The 23,694-nt window shown below is 45.7% G+C and carries 21 protein-coding genes; 16 read left to right on the top strand and 5 right to left on the bottom strand.

Annotated elements, in window-relative coordinates; genetic code table 11:
- The first annotated feature begins 17 nt into the window (after positions 1–17).
- From nagA to nagP, 3 genes are all read left to right on the top strand, one after another.
- Positions 18–1,187: an N-acetylglucosamine-6-phosphate deacetylase gene (gene nagA, locus L5M51_RS14110; RefSeq protein WP_263173333.1), complete on the top strand. Its 1,170-nt coding sequence runs from the start codon at positions 18–20 to the stop codon at positions 1,185–1,187.
- 173 nt (positions 1,188–1,360) lie between these two features.
- A complete protein-coding gene (gene nagX / locus L5M51_RS14105; RefSeq protein WP_263173332.1) occupies positions 1,361–2,515 on the top strand; it encodes a transmembrane glucosamine N-acetyltransferase NagX in 1,155 nt (384 codons plus the stop codon).
- 601 nt (positions 2,516–3,116) lie between these two features.
- Complete coding sequence (gene nagP, locus L5M51_RS14100; RefSeq protein ID WP_105252977.1) at positions 3,117–4,415, top strand: N-acetylglucosamine MFS transporter NagP; 1,299 nt, start codon at positions 3,117–3,119, stop codon at positions 4,413–4,415.
- Between the two features lie 82 nt (positions 4,416–4,497).
- Here the strand turns inward: nagP and L5M51_RS14095 are convergent, their stop codons facing one another.
- The 4 genes from L5M51_RS14095 to L5M51_RS14080 form a co-directional block, all read right to left on the bottom strand.
- Positions 4,498–5,220, bottom strand: a complete 723-nt coding sequence (locus tag L5M51_RS14095) for a TorF family putative porin (protein ID WP_131525457.1) — start codon at positions 5,218–5,220, stop codon at positions 4,498–4,500.
- A 183-nt stretch (positions 5,221–5,403) separates the two neighbouring features.
- A complete protein-coding gene (locus tag L5M51_RS14090; protein WP_263173331.1) occupies positions 5,404–5,769 on the bottom strand; it encodes a cupin domain-containing protein in 366 nt (121 codons plus the stop codon).
- 30 nt (positions 5,770–5,799) lie between these two features.
- The gene (locus L5M51_RS14085) at positions 5,800–7,290 is read right to left on the bottom strand and encodes a CoA-acylating methylmalonate-semialdehyde dehydrogenase (protein ID WP_263173330.1); all 1,491 of its coding nucleotides are present in this window, start codon (positions 7,288–7,290) and stop codon (positions 5,800–5,802) included.
- Positions 7,291–7,359: 69 nt separating this feature from the next.
- Positions 7,360–8,697, bottom strand: coding sequence for an aspartate aminotransferase family protein (locus L5M51_RS14080; protein WP_263173329.1), 1,338 nt, complete (start codon positions 8,695–8,697; stop codon positions 7,360–7,362).
- Between the two features lie 280 nt (positions 8,698–8,977).
- Here L5M51_RS14080 and L5M51_RS14075 point away from each other — a divergent pair, with 280 nt between their 5' ends.
- The 6 genes from L5M51_RS14075 to L5M51_RS14050 all read left to right on the top strand — a co-directional run bounded on the left by L5M51_RS14075 (position 8,978) and on the right by L5M51_RS14050 (position 14,265).
- Positions 8,978–10,474, top strand: coding sequence for an aldehyde dehydrogenase (locus tag L5M51_RS14075; RefSeq protein ID WP_263173328.1), 1,497 nt, complete (start codon positions 8,978–8,980; stop codon positions 10,472–10,474).
- Positions 10,475–10,900: 426 nt separating this feature from the next.
- Entirely contained in the window at positions 10,901–11,308 is a 408-nt protein-coding gene (locus L5M51_RS14070; RefSeq protein WP_263173327.1) for a hypothetical protein, read from the top strand.
- A gap of 106 nt (positions 11,309–11,414) precedes the next feature.
- On the top strand, positions 11,415–11,810 hold the full coding sequence (locus tag L5M51_RS14065) for a hypothetical protein (protein WP_263145988.1): 396 nt from the start codon (positions 11,415–11,417) through the stop codon (positions 11,808–11,810).
- Positions 11,811–12,072: 262 nt separating this feature from the next.
- Entirely contained in the window at positions 12,073–12,486 is a 414-nt protein-coding gene (locus tag L5M51_RS14060; RefSeq protein WP_263145991.1) for a septal ring lytic transglycosylase RlpA family protein, read from the top strand.
- Positions 12,487–12,792: 306 nt separating this feature from the next.
- On the top strand, positions 12,793–13,650 hold the full coding sequence (locus L5M51_RS14055; RefSeq protein WP_263145993.1) for a sulfurtransferase: 858 nt from the start codon (positions 12,793–12,795) through the stop codon (positions 13,648–13,650).
- A gap of 108 nt (positions 13,651–13,758) precedes the next feature.
- The gene (locus L5M51_RS14050) at positions 13,759–14,265 is read left to right on the top strand and encodes a DUF2937 family protein (protein WP_263145995.1); all 507 of its coding nucleotides are present in this window, start codon (positions 13,759–13,761) and stop codon (positions 14,263–14,265) included.
- On the opposite strand, the gene L5M51_RS14045 is transcribed toward L5M51_RS14050, so the two are convergent.
- Positions 14,249–15,556, bottom strand: coding sequence for an NAD(P)/FAD-dependent oxidoreductase (locus L5M51_RS14045; RefSeq protein WP_263145997.1), 1,308 nt, complete (start codon positions 15,554–15,556; stop codon positions 14,249–14,251). The two genes, L5M51_RS14050 and L5M51_RS14045, sit on opposite strands and share 17 nt — an antisense overlap.
- A gap of 237 nt (positions 15,557–15,793) precedes the next feature.
- Here L5M51_RS14045 and L5M51_RS14040 point away from each other — a divergent pair, with 237 nt between their 5' ends.
- The 7 genes from L5M51_RS14040 (at position 15,794) to L5M51_RS14010 (ending at position 23,623) form a co-directional block, all read left to right on the top strand.
- A complete protein-coding gene (locus L5M51_RS14040; protein WP_028760885.1) occupies positions 15,794–16,342 on the top strand; it encodes a cupin domain-containing protein in 549 nt (182 codons plus the stop codon).
- Between the two features lie 433 nt (positions 16,343–16,775).
- On the top strand, positions 16,776–17,537 hold the full coding sequence (locus L5M51_RS14035) for a gamma-glutamyl-gamma-aminobutyrate hydrolase family protein (protein ID WP_219252965.1): 762 nt from the start codon (positions 16,776–16,778) through the stop codon (positions 17,535–17,537).
- 2 nt (positions 17,538–17,539) lie between these two features.
- Positions 17,540–18,895, top strand: a complete 1,356-nt coding sequence (locus tag L5M51_RS14030; protein ID WP_105249908.1) for a glutamine synthetase family protein — start codon at positions 17,540–17,542, stop codon at positions 18,893–18,895.
- A gap of 599 nt (positions 18,896–19,494) precedes the next feature.
- Positions 19,495–20,595: a polyamine ABC transporter substrate-binding protein gene (locus L5M51_RS14025; protein ID WP_028760882.1), complete on the top strand. Its 1,101-nt coding sequence runs from the start codon at positions 19,495–19,497 to the stop codon at positions 20,593–20,595.
- A 177-nt stretch (positions 20,596–20,772) separates the two neighbouring features.
- Positions 20,773–21,909: a polyamine ABC transporter ATP-binding protein gene (potA, locus tag L5M51_RS14020; RefSeq protein WP_028760881.1), complete on the top strand. Its 1,137-nt coding sequence runs from the start codon at positions 20,773–20,775 to the stop codon at positions 21,907–21,909.
- Positions 21,906–22,811 (top strand): ABC transporter permease subunit, encoded by a 906-nt coding sequence (locus L5M51_RS14015; RefSeq protein ID WP_263173326.1) that lies wholly within the window; start codon positions 21,906–21,908, stop codon positions 22,809–22,811. Before potA ends, L5M51_RS14015 begins: the two co-directional genes overlap by 4 nt.
- Positions 22,808–23,623 carry an ABC transporter permease subunit gene (locus L5M51_RS14010; protein WP_105249905.1) on the top strand — a complete coding sequence of 272 codons (816 nt, stop codon included), beginning with the start codon at positions 22,808–22,810 and terminating at the stop codon, positions 23,621–23,623. The genes L5M51_RS14015 and L5M51_RS14010 overlap by 4 nt, the downstream gene beginning before the upstream one ends.
- The last annotated feature ends 71 nt before the right edge of the window (positions 23,624–23,694 follow it).

The raw sequence follows: 23,694 nt of genomic DNA, 5'->3' as shown, positions 1-23,694 counted from the left end.
ATTGAAAGAGGTTTGCGATGAAAATCACCTTGATCGCCGAGCGTATTTTTGATGGTGAATATTTCCATCAAGATGTGCCTGTTACTGTCGAAGACGGGCACATTCTGGCGTTTGATACGGTTGTTGGCGCGAAGGAAATCCGCCAAGCCGGAACGCTGGTGCCAGGTTTTATCGATGTACAAGTGAACGGTGGCGGCGGGGCGTTATTCAATGCCGATCCGAGTGTTAATTGCATTGAAACTATCGGCCGTGCCCATGCGCGTTTTGGCACTACCGGATTTTTACCTACGCTGATTACCGACGATGTCAGCGTGATGGCAAATGCAGCCGATGCAGTGGCCGAGGCTTTAGTTAAGGGTAGCGCTGGCGTTTTAGGGGTGCATTTTGAAGGACCACATTTATCTGTGCCTAAAAAAGGCGTGCATCCTCAGGGTTTTATTCGCGAAATAACCGATGCAGAACTCGCGGTATTTTGTCGTCAAGACCTGGGGATTAAAGTCGTCACGCTTGCGCCTGAGAATGTGTCGCCAGAGGTGATCCGCAGGCTCGTTGCTTCGGGCGTGAAGGTATGTTTGGGTCATTCTAATGCCGACTACGACACTGTAGTTGCAGCATTAGCGGCAGGCGCGACGGGCTTTACCCATCTTTATAATGCGATGTCACCACTGGGCTCCCGTGAGCCGGGCATGGTTGGCGCGGCGATTGAGAGTGAAACCGCGTGGTGTGGTTTGATTGTCGATGGTCACCATGTGCACCCAGCGGCGGCAAAGGTTGCACTACGGGCAAAACCGAGGGGCAAGATGATGTTAGTCACCGATGCTATGCCGCCTGTCGGTATGGACGATGAGACTAGCTTCGAGCTCTTTGGTACTCGAGTGCTGCGAGTCGGTGACAGATTAAATGCCGTGACAGGCGAGCTGGCGGGCTGTGTGCTCGATATGGCGACTGCGGTCAATAATACCGTCAACTTGTTGGGTTTGCCTTTGGCGGAAGCTTTGAGAATGGCGGCGCTTTATCCCGCGCAGTTCCTCGGGATTGACCATAAGGCTGGCCGTTTAGCACTGGGACATAGGGCTGATTTTGTTTTGCTCGATGCGCAGAACAAAGTGCAGGCAAACTACATTGCGGGACGGGCAGTCTATTCAGGGCCGATTTATGCGGGCCAGGCAATAGGGGCACACCCTTAAATCGCTTTTGCAGTTTAGGTGATGTGTAACAATTGGCCCTTGTCGTATTTTGATGACAGGGGCTAAGTTTTTTTATTGTACAGCACTAATTTTATACAGTATTAGTTTTGTACCGTATTAGTTTTGCTCAACTTTTATAAAAGCTTTTAATAACAATAATAAAGGATGATGGCATGGGGACGACACAGACAAACGCAATTGCGCCAGTAAAGGTGAATAAACCTAGGTTGATGTCGCTGGATGCACTGCGCGGCTTCGATATGTTTTGGATTTTGGGCGGTGAGGCTCTGTTTGGTGGCTTGCTTATTTTAACGGGCTGGGCAGGTTGGCAATGGGGCGATGAACAAATGCACCATAGCCAATGGCATGGTTTTCACTTCTACGATTTGATTTTTCCGCTGTTTATTTTCCTCTCTGGTGTGGCCTTAGGTTTATCTCCCAAACGTTTAGATAAATTACTGATGAAGGATCGATTACCTGTGTATCGGCATGGGATTAAACGACTCTTTTTATTGCTGCTACTGGGCATTTTATACAATCACGGTTGGGGTACGGGCGCGCCTGCCGATCCTGAAAAAATTCGCTATGCCAGTGTGTTAGGCCGAATCGCCTTTGCATGGTTCTTTGCCGCATTACTGGTGTGGCATACGAGTCTACGAACGCAAGTTATTGTCGCCTTGGGCATTTTACTCGGTTATGGCGCAATGCAACTTTGGTTGCCTTTCTCAGGTGGACAGGCGGGCGTGCTCTCGCCAACGGAATCCATCAATGCCTATGTCGATTCAATTTTACTACCCGGCATAAGCTATCAGGGGCGCACGCCCGATCCTGAAGGTTTACTGTCGACCATCCCCGCCATAGTCAATGCGTTAGCGGGTGTGTTTGTCGGCCACTTTATTGTTAAATCCCATCCTAAAGGTGAGTGGGTCAAAGTGGGATTACTCGCCGCAGCGGGTGGTGCTTGCTTAGCCTTAGGTTGGCTGTTGGATCTTATTATTCCGGTCAATAAAGATCTGTGGACCAGTTCATTTGTGCTGGTGACGTCGGGCTGGAGCATGATCCTGCTGGCGGTATTCTATGCATTAGTCGATGTGCTTAAGTGGCAAAAAACCGCATTTTTCTTTGTGGTGATTGGCACCAACGCCATCATTATTTACCTAGCGTCGAGTTTAGTGGATTGGAAATATGTCGCCCAAAGCGTGTTTGGCGGCTTAGTGATGGCCTTGCCTGAAAGCGCTCAAGCGTTAGCTGCAGTTATCAGCTTACTTGCGGTGCAGTGGCTGGTGTTATATTGGATGTATCGCCGCAATATTTTTGTCAGAATTTAATCTGTTCGCTTAATTGCTTGAGCCGCACGCACTCAGTGTCTGCGGCTTTTTTTACATTATTTTCTGGATGTGAGTCATCACTTACTTATACCCATCGTATTAAATATCTGTTCATTCAGCGGGAGTTCAACGCGCTTTAGACAAGGCGAAGGCTTGAAAGCATAGTGGTGCTCTGTCGAAAACCTTAAACGCAGTATAAAGCGCGTTGCCATGTAGTGAACATCAGCCGCCCTTCGGGAGCCACACAGGCATCCCACTCCGGTGTTGCATTGACTTAAAAGGGAATAACCATTTCAGCGTCAATGCGCCTTGGATTGAGATGCCTGTGAGGCTCTGAACTGATTAGATATTTATGTGATTGGTATTTCTACTAGTTGTCGGCTAATTAATGATTACGAGGGAATATTCGCGAGAATTTATTAAATGACAGCGTTGTCTTTTTGTGTTATTTGTTTTAACATCACTGAAACAATGGTGCGTTTGGATGATAACATTAGCCATTGCGGACGAGTCGCGATACGGATATTCGGGAACTTAGGCATTAATTTAAACCCCGTTATCACCTAAATAATTAATTACTATAAGAAGCAGGTTTATGGAAATGACACTCGATAAAAGCCAGCAGAAAAGCAGCTTTCTCCCCATGGCCATAGTGGCCGCTCTCTTCTTCATCCTCGGATTCGCCACTTGGTTGAATGGTTCTTTGATGCCTTATTTAAAACAAATATTGCAACTCAATCCCTTTCAAGCGTCGTTGATCCTGTTTTCTTTCTACATTGCAGTAACCTTTACTGCCTTGCCATCCGCTTGGCTTATTCGCAAAGTCGGCTATAAGAATGGTATGGCGATAGGCATGGGCGTGATGATGTTGGCGGGATTACTGTTTATCCCTGCTGCGGAAACACAAATATTTGCCCTATTCCTTTTCGCCCAATTAGTGATGGGTGCAGGTCAAACCCTATTACAAACCGCGGTTAATCCTTATGTGGTGCGTTTGGGGCCTGAAGAATCTGCGGCCGCCCGTGTCAGTGTGATGGGTATTTTGAATAAAGGTGCGGGTGTGATTGCGCCTTTGGTGTTTTCGGCGTTGATTTTAGACAGCTTTAAAGACCGTATTGGTACTGAGCTAACTCAAGTGCAAATTGAAGAAATGGCTGACGGTTTAGTATTCCCCTATTTAGGCATGGCCATTTTTATCGGTATCTTAGCGCTCGCGGTAAAAAAATCACCTTTGCCAGAGTTGTTGAATGAAGATGAAGCTGCTGAAAATACGGATAAAGGGCAACTTAAAGCGGCATTATCTCACCCTAACTTAGCCTTTGGCGTGTTAGCGCTGTTTGTTTATGTTGCTGTAGAGGTTATTGCTGGCGATACCATTGGTACATTTGCTTTGTCTTTAGGCATAGAGTCATACGGTGTTATGACTTCCTATACTATGGTGTGTATGGTGCTGGGTTATTCTTTAGGTATCCTGTTAATTCCTCGTTTTATTTCACAACCTAAGGCTTTGATGGTGTCGGCTATTCTGGGTTTGTTACTGACATGCGGTATTTTGTTTGGCGACAATAATTCCTACGCTATTGCTAATGTTTTGTTAGTGCCTTTTGGCGGTGTGGCGCTGCCCGATACTTTGTTGATGATTGCTTTTCTTGGTTTAGCTAATGCGATTGTTTGGCCTGCGGTGTGGCCGCTAGCTTTGTCAGGTATGGGTAAATTGACCAGTACAGGTTCTGCGCTTCTCATCATGGGGATTGCAGGTGGTGCCTTTGGTCCAGTGTCTTGGGGGTTAATGAGTTCAGCGACAGATATGGGAATGCAGGGCGGTTATATTGTGATGTTGCCATGCTACTTGTTCATTCTGTTCTACGCGGTGAAAGGCCATAAGATGCGCAGTTGGTAGTCAAGTCTGTTTGAACAGCTAAAAAGAAGCCCTCGATGATGAGGGCTTTTTTGTGTCTTAGTTAATCTAACCTAAGGCGAAATTAGAACGCGTAACTTACGCTCGCAAGCACGGTATCTGAGTTTTTGAATGCGCCATCAGAGACCTTTTGGTCACCGCTGAGATCTGTTCCTAACCAAGCGAGAGAAAGCCCAAAGCCTGCCAATTCGGTCGATACGCCAACAGAGTAATCAGAGTAGCTATCAAAACCTTCACCATCATCTAAGGCATCACCCACATTGTAACCATAGTGCAAATCTAGGCTCCAATTCTCGACAAATTCGTAGGAGTAGTTTAGTTCTCCATAGTGATAATCTAAGTCAGTACCACCGTAATCATTGGTAAACCAATAGGCTAGGCGAAAGCCCTTAAATTCCATACCCGTAATCACTTCGAAATAACCTATATCACTCTCACCTGAGTAGTTATAACGGTTAAGGGTGATGTCGTAGGTCAGATCTTCGTTGATCTCACCACCATAGGCGACATAGAAATCGTATTCGATCGCTGGGCCGTTATAACCTGGCTCATCAAAGTCCACGTTACTTGCCCAAGCCCCGACAGAGAAACCCGAATCGAAGCTCCAATCGATACCACCTTGCAGGGCAGGATCTCCAGCGGTTTGTGATACGCCGCGAAAACGATAGTCGTTAGTAAGACTAATTTCCCCAGTCACTTCGGCGGCGACCATGCCGGAGAATAGGGTCGTGGTTAGCGCGAGTCCTACAAGCTGTACCAGCCGTTTTTTTTTCAGATTATTATGCACGGTATTTCTCCCATTTTCTTTGTTGACTCGGACGTGTTACTGGCGACCATGGTTATTCAATCGCGCTAGTGCATCCGTTGGTTTGCCAAACAACAGCCTAGGAAAACCCGTTGCTGTGACCTCATGGCGAGTTATTGCTAAGATAACTTAGCTTTTTTGAGGCTAACATCAGCCTCGTTGATCTCACTTTTGTTCGAAAATGACGTAAACCTTGCGGCAGGGCACTACGACTTCCCAAGTGCCTTGAAAACCCGCGGGTATGATAAACCTGTCACCCACAGTGAACGTCTGCGATTGACCTTGAAGATCTGTGATAACACTCATCCCTTCGAGGATTTCGCAGTACTCGTATTCAGTGTAGTTTATTTTCCAAGCGCCTGATTCACTTTGCCAAATTCCACTGTGAAATTGATCACAAGGGCTAGAATAATGATTCTCTAGCCCTTGAGTTGGATTGCCTACTAACAACTTTTCCGCCGGTAACTGGTAGGTTTCGACGGGTGTTTGCGCCGTAGCAAAGCGAATAATGGCGTTGATACTCACAGTCATTTGCGATTTCCTTGTTGAGCTGACATTCGGCTATTTCATCGTTGGCATCACAAACTCGGCTTGAGTCTGTTTACCCACGGGCCAGCGGGCAGTAATTGCCTTACGCTTGGTATAAAAACGCACGCCATCGGGGCCATGCATATGCAGCGGCCCAAACAGTGAACGCTTCCAACCGCCAAAACTGTGGAACGCCATTGGTACTGGGATCGGCACGTTCACTCCAACCATACCGACTTGTACGTGGTGACAGAAATGTCGCGCCGCTTCACCACTTTGGGTGAAAATCGCCGTGCCATTGCCAAATTCGTGTCGGTTAATCAGCTCAAGCGCCGTTGGGTAATCTTTCACGCGCACAATCGCCAGCACTGGGCCAAAGATTTCTTCGCGGTAGATGCTCATTTCAGGCGTGACATGGTCGAATAGACAGGCGCCGAGGAAATAACCCTGTAGATTTTCTTCAACACTCAGTTTACGGCCATCGACCAGCAGCACTGCACCTTCTTGCACACCGGCTTCAACATATTGGGTGACCTTGGCAAGGTGCTGTTTTGAGATCAGCGGACCCATTTCCATCTCTGGCGTCAGGCCGTTGCCGACTTTTAAGGTTTGGATTTGCGGTAGCAGTTTTTCCACTAACGCGTCGCCCACATCGCCTACCGCGAGTACGACTGAAATTGCCATACAACGCTCACCAGCACTGCCGTAAGCGGCACCCATTAAGGCGCTAACGGCTTGATCTAAATCTGCATCTGGCATGAGTAACATATGGTTTTTCGCGCCGCCTAAGGCTTGCACGCGTTTGCCATGTTTAGAGGCTGTGCTGTAGATGTATTCGGCAATCGGCGTTGAGCCTACAAAGCTCACCGCTTGCACATCTTTATGGGTGAGTAAGGTATCGACGGCTTCTTTGTCGCCGTTAATCACGTTAAACACGCCATCGGGAAGACCCGCTTCTTTAAGCAGCTCGGCAATCCGCATCACCGAGCTTGGGTCTTTTTCTGAAGGTTTCATAATAAAGGTGTTACCGCAGGCAATCGCGATTGGGAACATCCACATGGGAACCATCACGGGGAAGTTAAAGGGCGCTATGCCTGCGACAACACCTAAAGCTTGATTAACTGACCAAGAATCGACGCCGCCACCCACTTGCTGGGTGTGTTCACCTTTAAGCAAGTGCGGAATACCACAGGCAAATTCGACCACTTCGAGACCACGGATCAACTCGCCCTTAGCATCGTCGATCACTTTGCCGTGCTCACGGGTGATAAGCTGCGCCATTTCATCTAGGTGCTGCTCGACTAAGGCTTTGAATTTAAATAGCACTCGAGCACGGTTGAGCGGCGTGACTTGTGACCATGTTTCAAAGGCGGTTTTAGCGATTGCGATGGCTTCACCCACTTCAGTTTCGCTTGCGAGTGAGACTTGGCCACGTAGTTCACCCGTGGCGGGTTCAAAAATATCTTGGGTTCTGGTACTGGCAGGGGTGTGCTGACCATTAACAAAGTGAGTGATCTTGAGCATAGTTAACCTTTGATGTGCCCCGCCGAAGCGGGGTGTTAAATGTGAGAGTGGAACGAGCAGCTGGCGTTATTATCCAACGGCGTTAATGGCATCGCTTAGGCTATTAACCATTTGGTCAATTTCGCGTTTATCGACAATCAGTGGCGGTGACATGGCAATAATGTCGCCCGTGGCTCGCACTAAAGTGCCGTGGCGGAAGCAGTGTTCAAACACGCCGTAACCCCGTTTACCGGCGCCTTGAGCGTTAGGGGAGAATTGAATCCCAGCGACTAGCCCTGTGTTGCGAATATCAATCACATTCGGCAACCCTTTGAGGCTGTGCACTGCGTCTTCAAAGTAGCGCTCAAGCTCAAAGCTGCGTTCGAATAATTGCTCATTCTCATAAATCGATAGGGTGGCAAGCGCCGCAGCTGCAGCCACTGGATGACCGGAATAGGTGTAGCCGTGGAAGAACTCAATCAGTTCATTGGGGCCTTGCATGCAAGTGTCGTGGATAAAATCTTGCACAAACACTGCGCCCATAGGAATCGCGCCGTTATTGATGGCTTTAGCCGTGGTGATAATGTCTGGAATAACGCCCCAACGCTGACTCGCAAAGGCGGCGCCAACGCGGCCAAAAGCGGTGATGACTTCGTCAAAAATCAGTAGGATGCCATGCTTTTTAGTGATTTCACGCAGACGTTTTAAGTAACCTTGTGGCGGCAATATCACCCCTGCTGAACCCGACATTGGTTCAACGATTACGGCGGCAATATTTTCGGCGCCATGCAGGGTAACAAGCTGTTCTAATACCTCGGCTTTTTCTGCGCCAAAGTGCGAGAGTCCACGGGTAAATGCCGCATTTGGGATATCTAAGGTGTGCGGTAAGTGATCGACGCCTTGCAGTAATTGGCCGCTAAATGCTTTGCGGTTATTGCTTAACCCACCCACAGAGATGCCGCCAAAGCCGACACCGTGGTAACCCATTTCGCGGCCGATAAAGCGAGTGCGTGAGGCTTGACCGTTGGCTCTGTGATAGCAAAGTGCCATCTTAAGCGCAGTATCGACGGACTCAGAACCTGAGTTAGTAAAGAAGACTTTGTTTAATCCTTCAGGACTGAGCTCGACTAACCGCTCGGCAAGTTCAAAGGCAATAGGATGACCCATTTGGAAGGAGGGCGCGTAGTCCATCTCTTTAATTTGTTTGCTGACCGCTTCGCTGATTTCCTTGCGACCATGGCCTGCGTTACAACACCATAAACCTGCGGTGGCATCTAACACTTTATTACCATCAATATCCGTGTAATACATGCCTTCCGCTTTGGTGAGTAACCGCGGGTTGGTTTTGAATTGGCGGTTGGCGGTAAAAGGCATCCAGAAATGTTCAAGTGAGGGTGCGCTTGAGGAATTGAGCGGCAAATCGGCCATAGTGTCTACCTTGTCCTGTATTTTCAGGTATTGTTTTAGGGTGGCTAATATTTGCTATGCTATGTTAGAAATAATGAACATGGAAGAGCCGTGTGCAGTTATTTGTGGCAAAAAAGCTATTTTTGTAAAAAATATTGAATTTTATTGCTTAAACAGCGTAACCTGAAGCTCGGATTATGACTGTGATGATGTTTAGCATTTGCGTTAAAGTCGTCACAGACCACTATTTTCTTGTCGATGAACGATAAACCACACCTATACGAATTATTAAGAGGTCATCATGAGCACACCGAAGAAACGCAGCGAATGGGAAAGTCTGGCTGCCAGCCTGTCTATTAATGGTAAGGCGTTTATCAATGGCGAATACCAAGATGCCGTTTCGGGTAACACCTTTGATTGTATTAGTCCTATTGATGGTCGCTTGTTGGTAAAAGTGGCGAGTTGCGATCTTGCAGATGCTAATCTTGCGGTTGCTAATGGCCGCAGCGTATTCGAGTCTGGTGTTTGGTCGCAGCAATCTCCGGTAAAGCGCAAACAAGTGATGATACGTTTCGCCGAGTTACTGGAGGAAAATGCCAATGAACTCGCGCTGTTAGAAACCCTCGACATGGGTAAACCGATTCGTTTCTCCAAGGCTGTGGATGTAGTGGGGGCTGCCCGTGCGATTCGCTGGTCTGGTGAAGCGATTGATAAAATTTACGATGAACTCGCGCCAACGGCTCACAATGAAATTGGCATGATCACCCGTGAGCCTGTGGGGGTTGTGGCCGCGATTGTGCCGTGGAACTTCCCAATGCTGATGGCGTGTTGGAAGCTCGGGCCCGCGCTGGCCACGGGTAATAGTGTGGTGTTAAAACCCTCTGAAAAATCACCCTTAACGGCTATCCGCATGGCGCAACTCGCCATTGAAGCTGGGATCCCACAAGGCGTACTCAACGTGTTGCCAGGATTTGGTCATACTGTGGGTAAAGCCTTAGCGTTGCATATGGATGTGGATACGCTGGTTTTCACAGGTTCCACCAAAATTGCCAAGCAATTAATGATTTACGCTGGTGAGTCGAACATGAAACGCGTGTGGCTAGAGGCGGGAGGCAAGAGCCCGAATATCGTCTTTAATGACGCGCCAGATCTCAAAGCCGCTGCTGTTGCTGCCGCCGAAGCCATTGCTTTTAACCAAGGTGAAGTTTGCACCGCAGGTTCGCGTTTGCTGGTGGAGTCCGGGGTGAAAGATGAGCTTATCGCGCTTATTGCTGAGGAGTTAGCATCATGGCATCCGGGACATCCACTCGATCCCGCCACTGTGAGCGGCGCCGTTGTCGATAAACAACAGTTAGATACAGTACTCAGTTACATCAAAGCGGGTAAAGATGAAGGTGCAACCTTAGTCCACGGTGGCAGCCAAGTCATGGCAGACACAGGCGGCGTGTATGTGCAGCCAACGGTATTTTCTAACGTAAACAACCAGATGAAGATTGCCAGTGAAGAAATCTTTGGCCCTGTGTTATCTGTTATTGAATTTAATGGCATGGAAGAGGCGATATCAATCGCCAACGATACTATTTACGGTTTAGCCGCTGGTGTATGGACATCGAATATTAGCAAGGCCCATAAAACTGCCAAAGCCCTGCGTTCTGGTATGGTGTGGATCAACCATTACGATGGCGGCGACATGACAGCGCCATTTGGTGGCTATAAACAATCAGGTAATGGCCGAGATAAATCTCTGCACTCCTTCGACAAATACACAGAACTGAAAGCGACTTGGATCGTGCTATAAGCGGACTATTTTTATAACCGCTCTTTTTTTCTATATAAGAGAAGGAGCCGCTTTCGCTCAATACTAAAACCTCTTTTCATATAACATGGAAAGAGGTTTTTTATTTTTTGGAGCTCAAGCCGTCCCCATTTTTTCTAAGCCATATTTTACTTGTAAAATCTGTATCTGCTGCTGTGGATATGATGTTGCATTCTTGATTCGTAATCTTGTTACTCACTCATACCCGATAGAATATTGACTTTAAACACTCCCATTAATATCTCAATTTACTTCCATTCTTATCTGCTTCATAAATATCGTATGCTATCGCTTATAAATTTGTGGCTTTCAAACATTACCATTAATGCACTTAGTCATAGTGTGAAAAGTGTTGTAAGTTATTTGTGATATTATAGGGTGCTTAGATCATTGAATAAGAAGACAAGTATGAACAACGTAGAAGAGTTTGGGGCAATCGTCAGTAAAGCTCTCGATAGTTACAAATCTGATTTTATGGAACTTGTTAGGGAATATGCGATTTCTTGTAAGAATCAAGGTGAGGCATATTGCGATTTTTTTGTCGACATCGCCTCTATGATGAATGGCGCATGGCTTTTGACCGCAGTATGTGAGTTTGAGTATGTTTCTGAATTTAAAGCCTTTAATTGGTATCAATTATTGAATTTTGATATAGACAATATGCCAGAAGATGATTTGTTCTCCCTACAAAATAAGCTATATGAAATCGGTTATATTTGGTTGGTGGAGCAATTAATTTCCTCTAAAAAAGAAATAAAATGTATCGAAATTAGGTTGTTTCATAATGGCAGCAATGAATACCAATCTTTGGCATAATTAGCTTCTAACAGAGCTAAACGACATCTGTCACTGGGCTCATTGGATAGAATTTTTTGTGTGTGGTTATGTCATACCGTTGGTAGTATTTACCTCTAGGGCAAGTATGAAGAACTTTATTAGCAAAGATCTAGATATTGAAGAGTTCAAAAAAAGATTCGATAACACCAGAGAAAGTTTTATAAATTCTCTAAAAACAGCAAGTAAAGGTTATCGAAATGTAAGGTTCTTCGCTTGTGATGAAAGTGGAGTCCCCATTAAATGGGTATGGGATGATGAAACGTTCACACATAACTGGGAAGAGGGCACTCTTGAAGACGCTATTCAGTTTGCCCGTCACATGATAAATAGTGGAATGTATTTTATGTTTATGGGTTGTTTGTCTGGTTCCAGTGATCTTGATATTTGGCTGACCACCTTTGAAAACCCCATAAAGAAACCTACATGGCCAAGTGGTAAAGAACCCAAATTTGAGATTATCCATGAAGTGTTAACTCGTTAGGGCTTTGTTTACCGATCTAAATTAGGAAACAAAGCCTCGTTATGACTGCATATTTTATCTCAACGTAAGAGCATTCACCTGTAAATACGTGATTTTAGCGTGCAACTGCTGTAGCCTCGTGGAAATTTATTGTTTCTTATTTTGATCTTTTAGGATGCAGGTCTTGAGCTTTGCCATCTAAGGTTGTTGGTTATTTTCCCCGAGACTTTTGCTGAGCCTTTCGCTCGTCAGCAAAGCGTTCACTCATTAGAGAGGGTGTCATGTGAATGCACTTCAAAACCCAATTAGGCAGTTCAATGTCGTCAAACTAGCTGTGCTGGCATTGTTAAGTTTTTTGGCTGGCTGTTCTTCACTGCAGACGGGTGAGAATGGAAACTGGGTGGGATTCACGGAAGCTGGTCAGGCTTCATTTTATGGGGATAAACATCAGAATAAGCAGACGGCCAGCGGTGAACTTTACCAGCATAAATTAAAGACAGCAGCGCATAAAAAGTTACCCTTTGGCTCGAGTGTTAAGGTCACCAATGTCGATAATGGCAAAAGTGTGATTGTGAAAATCAATGATAGGGGGCCTTTCGTGCGTGGCCGCATTATTGATCTGTCTAAATCGGCGTTCAGTAGTATAGGCAATACTTCTTCTGGCTTGATTGACGTGAAAATAGAAGTCATTAAATAGCGGCTATTTTGAAAACAGTTGTCTCGAAAAGGACTTTTGCGAAAACGGCTATCTCGAACACGGCCATATCGACAGGATCGTTTTGAAAGCGGCATCATTAAAAATGAGCAGTTTGAAAGCACTCTCTTCAAAACACGGCTTCGCTGCAATCTAATGATTGAATGCACTAATAATTGAGCGCATAAAACCGAGTCGGCGCTTTTAAATAAAATCCCAAAGCAGACAATTTGTTAAGCTGATATTTGGGCTTTACGGCATTTGGTGAGAGACTATCGGCAGATTTGGATAACAGTAAAAGGACCCGCTATGGAATACCCACTTGTTAGTACGCAGTGGCTCGAAGCACACCTCACCGATCCCCATTTAGTCTTACTCGATGCCAGTATGGAAACCGTTATTGGTAAAGAACCCCTAGTTTACGATGAGCCTATTTGCATTCCGCGCTCACGTCGATTCGACTTGGAAAATGTGTTTTGCGATAAGACTTCAACCCAAATTCATGCCTTGCCGACGTTTGAGCAGTTCAGCCAAGGGATAGCTCAACTTGGGATTGAGGTCGACAGTGTTATTGTTATCTATGATAACCAAGGCATTTATTCATCTCCACGGGCGTGGTGGACCTTTAAAGTCATGGGCTTTAATCGAGTCTATGTGCTTGATGGTGGCTTGCCTCAATGGATTGAAGAAGACCGCATTACCTCATCGCGTTATCAAGCGAAAGGCGTCGATTATGGCCCGACGGATATCGATACTTTGGCGGATGTGTTGCAATACCACCCTGAGCTTGTGATGGATGCCGAGGCCGTGTTATCACGAATTGAAGATGCCGGAACGGCGATTGTCGATGCCCGTGGTGCGCCACGCTTTTTAGGTCAAGTGAGTGAGCCGCGTCCCGGTGTGCGCTCTGGGCATATTCCTTGCTCGGTTAATTTACCCTTCGCTCAAGTACTCGATGGTAATAAAATCAAAACGGTCAGTGAGCTACAGTCTATTTATCAAGGGCTAGCAGCGGATAAATCCGCACGGATATTCAGCTGTGGTTCCGGGATTACGGCGTGTATTTTGATCTTAGCTTCGGTCGCCGCGGGGCATAAAAATCCCATCCTCTATGACGGTTCATGGGCGGATTGGGGCAGCCGTAACGATCTGCCGATAGAGTGTTAATTGAGTATCACCATTGAAATTAGTGCTGTAGATTAATTAAGTTAGCGTGGTTTTTGTTGAACATCATGTGACTTCTACGTCGTTTGGCTAAATGCCAAGGAGAAACCTTTGATAGCGAGATTGATCGATAAGTTGGTATTTGGATTTATTTTAGTGATTGCCTTACAGTTACCACAACTGGCTGATCATTATCAGCAATTTTTATCAGGCCTTTATGAATCGACTCGATGGCAGGTAGAAGGTTACGAGGCAACGGCTAAGGAATATCATTACGCCGATGTTGATGCCATGATTGCCCGCCACCAGCAAAATGAGGAGCCAAGTGTGCGTGCCGACGCGGAGCAAAAGGTACAGACACTGGCGCTTTATAAAGCGTTAACACAGGGCGTGGCGATCTTTAATACGGGCAATTTGTTTGAGAAAACTGCCTATATGTTTAACCCTGTTCGCTTTGATTATCTTGAGAAAACCATCAGCAACTTTAAGCCAGGGATACCTTTAACTTCTAGTGGTATTGGCTTTGGTGTGTTGGTGGCTTTAGTCGTGCATTATCTTGGATCTATCCCTTTTATCCTGTGGGCAAGGCGTAACAAGCGAATTAAAACAAGTCCTTAAATCTGTGATACAGCATGCCTGCAGCGAGCATAGGTGAGCGGAATGTTGGGCCGCCGGGGAAAGTGATGTGTTTGATTTTAGCAAACACATCGAAATGTCCCGCCTGTTGGCAAATGGCCTCGGCAAGCAGTTTTGCCGCCATGTGAGTGGCATTCACACCATGTCCCGCATAGGCTTGGGCGTAAAAAATATTATTGGCATCAGGAAGGCGACCAATTTGTGGCATACGGTTAGCACCGATACCTATCATGCCGCCCCATTCATAATCGATACGTACCCCTTTTAATTGCGGGAAAACTTTCTCAAGATTCGGTCTCAGTGCCGCTTCAATGTCTTTCGGATCTTTACCCGAATAGGTACAAAGGCCGCCAAACAGCAAACGACGATCTGCCGATAAGTGAAAGTAATCTAGGGCAATTCGCATATCCGCGAAGGCCATGTTTTGCGGGATAATACTCGCGCATTGGGCCTCAGTTAAGGGCTCTGTCGCCAATAAATAACTGCCTGCAGGTAATACTTTCCCCCCTACAAAGCTATTAAGTTTGTGGCCGATATAGGCATTGCCCGCCAGCACTACGTATTGGCATGTGACTTCGCCCTTAGCGGTAATGACCTTAGGTTTGGCGCCTTGAATGATTTTTTCAGCAGCGCTGTACTCAAACAACCTAGCGCCGAGATTACGGGCGACGCGTGCCTCACCCAGAGCAAGATTCAGCGGGTGTAAATGGCCGCTGCCCATATCTACCAGCGCACCTTGATAAAAATCTGAGCCTATGACTTCACCTAATTGTGGCTTAGTTAACAGCTTGATTTCTTGCTGATAACCCATGGCCTTGAGTGCGCTAAATTCTTCTTCAAGCTCATCCATGTGACGAGGTTTTACCGCTAAGTCGCAATAACCCATTTGCAGATCACAGTCGATACTGTGTTCTTGTATGCGATTTCGCACAATTTCGACGGCTTCAAAGCCCATCTGTTGAATTGCTTGAACACCTTCAGTGCCGATTTCACTTTGAAATTGCGAAGGGTCATGGCCTATGCCGCGAATGAGTTCGCCGCCATTACGCCCCGATGCGCCCCAGCCAATTCGCCTCGCTTCTAACAGCACAACACTCATACCGCGCAGTGCGAGTTCTATGGCGGTATTGATACCGCTAAAGCCGCCGCCCACGATACAGACATCGGCATTGATATTGCCTTCTAGTTGTGGGTGCGCATAAATTTCTTTAGCAGTATCAACATAATAAGAGTGTGGATACTGTTCGCTGTGCACTGGAGGTTTGCTTGCCATTATGGCTCCCAAAAATTGTTTTTATTGTAAATTGGACTTGTCTCAGTATACTCATCACACTTTTAACCATGACGCAAAAAAGTGTTCGTTTTATTTAACACGCTTTTTATGTAGAATACAATGAAAGCAGTAAAACACGCGCTTTTTGGGCGAAAATGCGTTCTGGATGGTGTTTATCCTGAACAACCTGTTCGTCATCTATCGGGATTGACCCGAGCCTTTAGGGGGATGTGAAATTTGGATATTGGAGCCAGCCTCAAAACTGTTAGAAAAATGAAAGGCTTATCTCAACGAGAATTAGCCAAACGTGCTGGTGTGACTAACAGTACGATTTCAATGATCGAGAAAAACAGTGTTAGCCCGTCAGTCAGCTCTTTAAAAAAAGTGCTGTCGGGTATCCCGATGTCTTTAGTGGACTTTTTCTCCATTGAAGCCTCAACGGATAGTGAGCAAAAGGTCGTCTATCGATCCAATGAATTACTGAATATCGGTACTGGACCACTTGAATTTAAACTGATTGGCCGTGATTACCCGAACCGCGCAATGTCAGTGATGAATGAGATTTACCCACCCGGTTCAGATACGGGTGAAGAGATGCTAAAGCACGAAGGTGAAGAGGCCGCTATGGTGATAGAAGGTAAATTCGAACTCACTGTTGGGGATGAAGTGTATATTTTGGAAGCGGGTGACAGTTATTATTTTAACAGTGAATTGCCCCATAGATTCCGCAATCCCTTCGATGAACCTTGTCGCCTAGTGAGTGCGACTACGCCTGCAAACTTCTAATTAAGTCATTAACTTACCCTATTATTCAACATATTAGGCCACTTATTAGCTAAAAGTGAGTGGCGTAATACTGTTATTCAACATTCCTGCGTATTTACCTACTTTCTAACCCTGTCATATTGGTTATGTATCCTCTTCTTTGTGTAAATAATATTGGTTCAAATTTGGTTCGAATACGGTTTAATTTACCCTGTAAAAAGTGAGCTTTATGCTGGTGTAACCGCTGGTTTATATACATGAATTAGCGAGAAATGGGGTAAATATACATTTAACTACATGTTATTTATGCTTATTAAGAATAAGTGGATTAAATAACCTTTAACAAGTGTTTAACCTCTTGCCTAGTGCTAAATTTCGGTGTACTGTGTGAAAAAATGAACATTTAAAGGCAAAGTGTTCGTTATGCTAGTAAAATCAATTCTAAAGGTGAGATATGTCAGCCGATTTACCCCTCATAGGTGTTATTGCATGCAATCAACAATTGGGATCACACCCCTTTAATATTGTTGGTGAAAAATACCTTTTAGGCGTAGTTAATGGCGCGAAAGGCTGGCCGTTAGTGATCCCATCTTTAGGTGGCGATTTACCGATAGACGCTATTTTAGATCGTCTTGACGGTATTTTGTTTACTGGCTCTCCTTCTAATGTAGAACCCCATCTTTATGCAGGCCAGCCGAGTGAGCTTGGTACACACCATGATCCTAAACGTGACGCGACAACTTTGCCGCTGATCCACGCTGCTATTGCTGCTGGGGTACCTGTATTAGGTATTTGTCGCGGTTTTCAAGAAATGAATGTGGCTTTTGGTGGCAGTTTGCATCAGAAGCTCCATGAGGTGGGTGGCTTTATTGAACATCGAGAAGATAAAACCACATCCTTAGATGTGCAGTATGGGGCTTCTCACAGTATTACTGTTGAGCCCGGGGGGCTTATTTACGAGGCCTGGGGCCGTAACTCTGCAGAGATTAACTCTGTACATACTCAAGGCGTGGAGCGCCTGGGTGTTGGGTTGCGGCCAGAAGCTTATGCTCCAGATGGGTTAGTGGAGGCTTTCTCCGTAATTGGTACTAAAGAATTTGCCCTCGGTGTGCAATGGCATCCAGAGTGGAAGGTGAGCGAGAATCCGTTTTACCTCTCCATTTTCAATGCTTTCGGTGATGCATGCCGACGTAGGGCTACAACTCGAGTGAAATAATAATGAATAAGCTAATCGCTTTTTTAAAAGAACGAAAAATCACAGAAGTCGAATGTGTTATCAGTGACATGACTGGCATCGCCCGCGGCAAGATTGCTCCAGTCGATAAGTTTCTCGATGAAAAAGGCATGCGTTTGCCCGAAAGTGTGTTGTTGCAAACTGTGACCGGTGATTTTGTCGACGAAGAGATTTATTACAGTTTGCTCGATCCCGCCGACATCGATTTTGTTTGTGTACCCGATGAAAATGCCGTCTTTATGTTGCCTTGGACCATCGAAGCCACGGCACAGGTTATCCACGATTGCTACGACAGAATGGGTAATCCTATTGAGCTTTCACCACGTAACGTATTGAAAAAAGTCTTGTCTCTCTATGACGAACAGGGCTGGGAACCTGTTATCGCTCCCGAAATGGAGTTCTATTTGACTCGTCGTAGTGACGACCACGATTTACCCCTAAAGCCTCCAATTGGTCGTTCAGGCCGCCCCGAAGCGGGTCGCCAGTCATTCTCTATTGATGCTGCCAACGAATACGATCCTATGTTTGAAGACATGTACGATTGGTGTGAGCTTCAAGGTTTAGATATCGATACTTTAATCCATGAAGATGGTCCCGCACAGATGGAGATTAACTTCAGCCATGGCAATGCATTATCTTTAGCTGATCAAGTGTTTATCTTTAAGCGCACTTTACGGGAAGCCGCGCTGAAGCACGATGTTTGCGCCACTTTTATGGCAAAACCCGTGACGGATGAGCCTGGCAGTGCGATGCATATTCATCAAAGCGTGATCAATAAAGAGACTGGCAAGAATATTTTCACCAATGAAGATGGGACTAAGAGCAAGCTATTCTTGGGATATATTGCAGGTCTACAAAAATTCATTCCTGAGTTGCTGCCACTGATGGCGCCAAATGCGAACTCGTTCCGTCGTTTCCTCCCCGGCACTTCGGCACCTGTAAACTTAGAATGGGGCGATGAAAACCGTACCTGTGGTTTACGCATTCCAGAATCTTCACCACAAAACCGTCGTATAGAGAACCGCATTCCCGGCGCCGATGCTAACTGTTATTTGGCGATTGCCGCGAGCTTGTTGTGTGGCTATATCGGCATGGTTGAGTCGCTAAAACCTTCGACTCCTGTGCAAGGTAAAGCCAATGAAAGCCGTAGCAATAATACCCATTGTTTACCGCTGACATTAGAGGAAGCATTAGCGGCGATGGAAGAAAGTGATGCCTGTAAGCAATATTTAGGCGAATCCTTCACCACTGGATTTGTTGCGGTAAAACAGGCTGAACTTGAAAACTTCCGCCGTGTTGTCAGCTCATGGGAACGTGAATTCCTATTACTCACTGTGTAATGTTTTGGATTGATTGCACTGACCGTGTTGCCGCGTTAACCCAAGGAATAAGGGGTTAACGTTGGCCATAACGATACTGATGCGTGCACTGTTTTAGTGAGGTTGCACTTAACTGGTGCAACTCGCTTGTTAAATAATATGATGGTTTTTAATGGCTTGTCCGTTAAAGTGATTATTCAATTCCATTGCTTGTCTGCAAGGGAAGTAAAATAGGTTTAACAATTTTAGGTTGTTCGCTTACTAGCGTTACTAACTAATTGTTAGTCATATTTAAAATGTGTTTATCTAAGTGTTTTTTTGCGATTACTTAGGGACTTGAGGCATTTGCCTTAATGTTGCAAAATGTACAAGCAGTGTCATATCTAGTCTATTTTTTTGAGTGTTAATGCAATACAGATGCCTCGAAAATTTGGCACGAAACCTGATACTTAACAAATTGCAGCAAGATATAAAGTAGGCATGGTTATCATGCCGTAGAGACTGCCGATGCGGTTTTTAAGGTGTAGCATTGGTCGAAAATAACAACAATATCCGGGCAGCCCGGTGACACAATGTCAGAATTTGCTTAAGCAGTTCTGCTACCCGAGAAAGGAGAAAGCATGAAGCTATTTAATAAGATGACCACATTAGCGCTGGTGACTGCGAGTGTATTTGCGAGCGCAGTGGCCCAAGCGGAAGAAGTGGTTCGCGTGTATAACTGGTCAGATTATATCGCGGAAGATACCTTAGAAAACTTCAAGAAAGAAACGAGCATTAGGGTAATTTACGATGTATTTGATAGTAACGAAGTGCTTGAGGCTAAATTACTGTCTGGTCGTAGTGGCTACGATATCGTTGTACCTTCTAACCACTTTCTCGCTAAGCAAATCAAAGCGGGTGCTTTCAAACCTTTAGACCGTGCTAAGTTACCTAATTTTAAAAATTTAAATCCAGCCCTGATGAAGTTGCTTGAAAAAGCCGATCCGGGTAACCAATATGCTGTGCCTTATTTATGGGGAACCAATGGCATTGGTTACAACATAGATAAAGTGAAAGCCGCTGTGGGGGAAGATGCGCCATTTAACTCAATGGAACTGATCTTCAATCCTAAATACGCTGAAAAAATTTCTAAGTGTGGCTTTGCTATGTTGGACTCTGCCGACGATATGGTGCCACAGGCGATGATTTATTTAGGCTTAGATCCTAACAGCACTAAGGCTGAAGACTATGAAAAAGCGGGTGAGTTACTGGAAAAAATTCGTCCTTATGTGACGTATTTCCATTCTTCACGTTATATTTCTGACTTAGCAAACGGTGACATCTGTGTCGCTTACGGTTTCTCCGGTGACGTATTCCAAGCGAAGGCCCGTGCTGAAGAAGCAAAAAATGGCAATAAGATTGGCTACTCCATTCCAAAAGAAGGTGCCAATCTGTGGTTCGATATGTTAGCTATCCCTGCTGATTCAACGAACGTCGATAATGCACTTACGCTGATTAACTATTTTCTGCGTCCAGAAGTCATAGCGCCTATCTCTAACTATGTGGCCTATGCTAACCCGAACGATCCCGCTCAACCTCTGGTTGATGAGGCTATCCGTACCGATCCTGCGATCTATCCACCACAAGAAGTGTTAGACAAACTTTATATCGGTGAAATTCGTCCTTTGAAAATTCAGCGCGTATTAACCCGTGTTTGGACCAAAGTGAAGTCAGGACAATAGTCGATAGGGGGCAAGCCTAGCTTGCCCCCAGCTTGGCAAACTTCTATGTCCAATCCTATGCATAGTTAATCCACGTATAGGATTTGACACAGTTTGTTTAACCACTTTTCATTCATTAATCGTGTTGAACCTAGAGTTTGAGCGTATCTACGCCTCATTTTCGGGTGGAGAAGTACTATGGCAATCACCTCGAGCGTCACCAATAAACCGACAACAAAGACGCAAGAAAAAGTACTGCTCAAGATTGAGCGGGTAAGCAAATTATTCGATGACGTGCGGGCTGTCGACGATGTGTCATTAACTATCAATAAAGGCGAAATTTTTGCCTTACTTGGCGGGTCAGGCTCGGGTAAGTCAACACTACTGCGCATGTTGGCGGGTTTTGAAAAGCCCACCTCTGGCCGTATTTTCCTTGATGGGGAAGATATCACCGATTTACCGCCATACGAACGTCCCATCAATATGATGTTTCAATCCTATGCTTTGTTTCCCCACATGACAGTGGCACAAAACATTGCATTTGGTTTGAAGCAAGACAAGCTGCCTAAAGCCGAAATTGAACAGCGTGTGCAAGATATGCTGAAACTCGTGCATATGGAGCAATACGGTAAGCGTAAACCGCATCAGTTATCTGGTGGTCAGCGCCAGCGTGTTGCACTGGCCCGTTCATTGGCGAAACGGCCTAAATTATTACTGCTCGATGAGCCTATGGGCGCATTGGATAAAAAACTACGTACCCAAATGCAGCTAGAAGTGGTTGAAATCCTTGAGCGTGTCGGCGTGACCTGCGTGATGGTGACCCACGATCAGGAAGAAGCCATGACAATGGCAGGTCGAATTTCGATCATGAGTGATGGCTGGATTGCTCAAACTGGCTCGCCAATGGATATTTACGAAAGCCCTAACAGTCGTATGATTGCCGAGTTTATCGGTACTGTGAATTTGTTTGGTGGCGCGATTGAAGTTGATGAAGTCGACCATCTGATCATTAAATCTAATGATTTGGCTCAACCTTTCTATGTCGGTTATGGCGTCACGACTAACGTTGAAGATAAGAATGTTTGGCTAGCAGTGCGTCCTGAAAAGACCATTATTAGCCGTGAGCAGCCTGAAGGTCAGTACAACTGGGCGAAAGGAATCGTGCATGATATCGCGTATTTAGGCGGTATTTCAGTCTATTACATTCGTTTAGAGAATGGTCAAATCGTACAGTGCAGTATGACTAACCGTGAACGCCGCGCCGATCATGCCACATGGGATGACGAAGTGTTCATTAGTTGGGAGGACACCAGTGGCGTGGTGTTGAGATCATGAAGAAACCCATTAAATTTAAGTGGCTTAAGGGCCGCTTCTGGACCCTAGGTATTCCCTACGCTTGGCTGCTGCTGTTTTTTGCCTTACCGTTTGCGATTGTCCTTAAACTGAGTTTTTCGACGGCGGCGATTGCTATCCCGCCCTATGAAGCAACATTCCAATATGCTGACGATGTATTAAATATCTTCCTGCATTTGGGTAACTATTTGATGTTGCTCGATGATTCGCTATATTACATGGCTTATCTCAGCTCATTGAAAATGGCGTTAATTTCGACCTTGGGCTGCTTGATTATTGGCTACCCAATGGCCTATGCCATTGCCCGTGCCCCTGCGCGGTTGCAAACCGTGCTGCTGCTGTTAGTTATGTTGCCTTCTTGGACCTCATTTTTAATCCGTGTTTACGCTTGGATGGGGATCTTAAGTAACACTGGTATTATCAATAATTCACTGATGTGGTTGGGGATTATTTCTGAGCCGTTACAGATCCTCAATACCAATATTGCCGTGTATATCGGCATCATCTATGCGTATTTACCCTTTATGATTCTGCCCTTGTACGCCACCTTAGTGAAACTTGATATGAGTTTGATTGAAGCTGCGTCTGACTTGGGTTCAAGCCGTTTGAATACCTTCTGGAAAATTACTTTCCCGCTGTCAAAAAGTGGTGTGATTGCTGGTTCTATGCTGGTGTTTATTCCTGCCGTGGGTGAGTTTGTGATCCCAGAGCTACTCGGTGGTCCCGATTCCTTGATGATAGGTCGAGTGTTATGGCAAGAGTTTTTCAATAACCGCGACTGGCCTGTGGCTTCGTCACTGGCGATTGTGATGCTGGGCTTATTGATTATTCCGATCACTTTATTCCATCGCTATCAGGCGCGTAGTTTGGAGAAAGACCTATGAAAAAATTAAGCTTTTCTTCAGTGATGCTCTGGTTTGGCTTGTTTTTCTTGTATGCACCTATGTTAGTGCTGGTGATTTATTCCTTTAACGACTCTAAATTAGTGACGGTATGGGGCGGATTTTCACCTAAATGGTATGGCGAGTTATTTCAAGACCAACAGATTTTAGATGCAGTATGGACCAGCCTGCGGATAGCGTTTTATAGCTCAACTATGGCAGTCATTATCGGCACTATGGCAGCCTTTGTGATGACACGCTTTAAGCGTTCATGGGCAAAACTGACCCTGTCGAACATGATTACTGCACCGCTGGTAATGCCTGAAGTGATCACTGGTCTGTCTTTGCTTTTACTGTTTGTGCACATGGCAGATTTGTTGGGCTGGCCTAGGGAGCGTGGCATGATGACAGTGTGGATTGCACACTCAACATTTTGTGCTGCCTATGTGGCTGTGGTGGTGTCTTCAAGATTGCGCGAGCTTGATATGTCAATCGAAGAGGCGGCAATGGACTTAGGGGCAACACCGCTCAAGACTTTCTTCTTGATCACTGTGCCTATGATTTCGCCGGCGCTGGTGGCGGGTTGGTTGTTGTCATTCAGTTTGTCCTTAGACGATTTAGTGATCGCAAGTTTTGCCTCTGGTCCTGGTGCAACGACCCTGCCTATGGTGGTGTTCTCTTCGGTACGTTTAGGAGTTTCTCCTAAGATCAATGCCTTAGCGACGCTGATCATACTGTGTGTTTCACTCATCGCTTTCCTTTCTTGGTATATGGCAAGACGGGCAGAGAAACGCGACCGTACACCAATGAACTAGTTAGTTTAATTTGGGGATGGCTTTGGTATTGCTAAAGCCATCCTTGATATTTGTCACCGCTCCCATCACCC

The sequence above is a fragment of the Shewanella sp. SM73 genome (assembly GCF_025653795.1).
Lineage (GTDB): Bacteria > Pseudomonadota > Gammaproteobacteria > Enterobacterales > Shewanellaceae > Shewanella > Shewanella oncorhynchi.
This window is presented reverse-complemented; position numbering and strand designations above follow the sequence as displayed.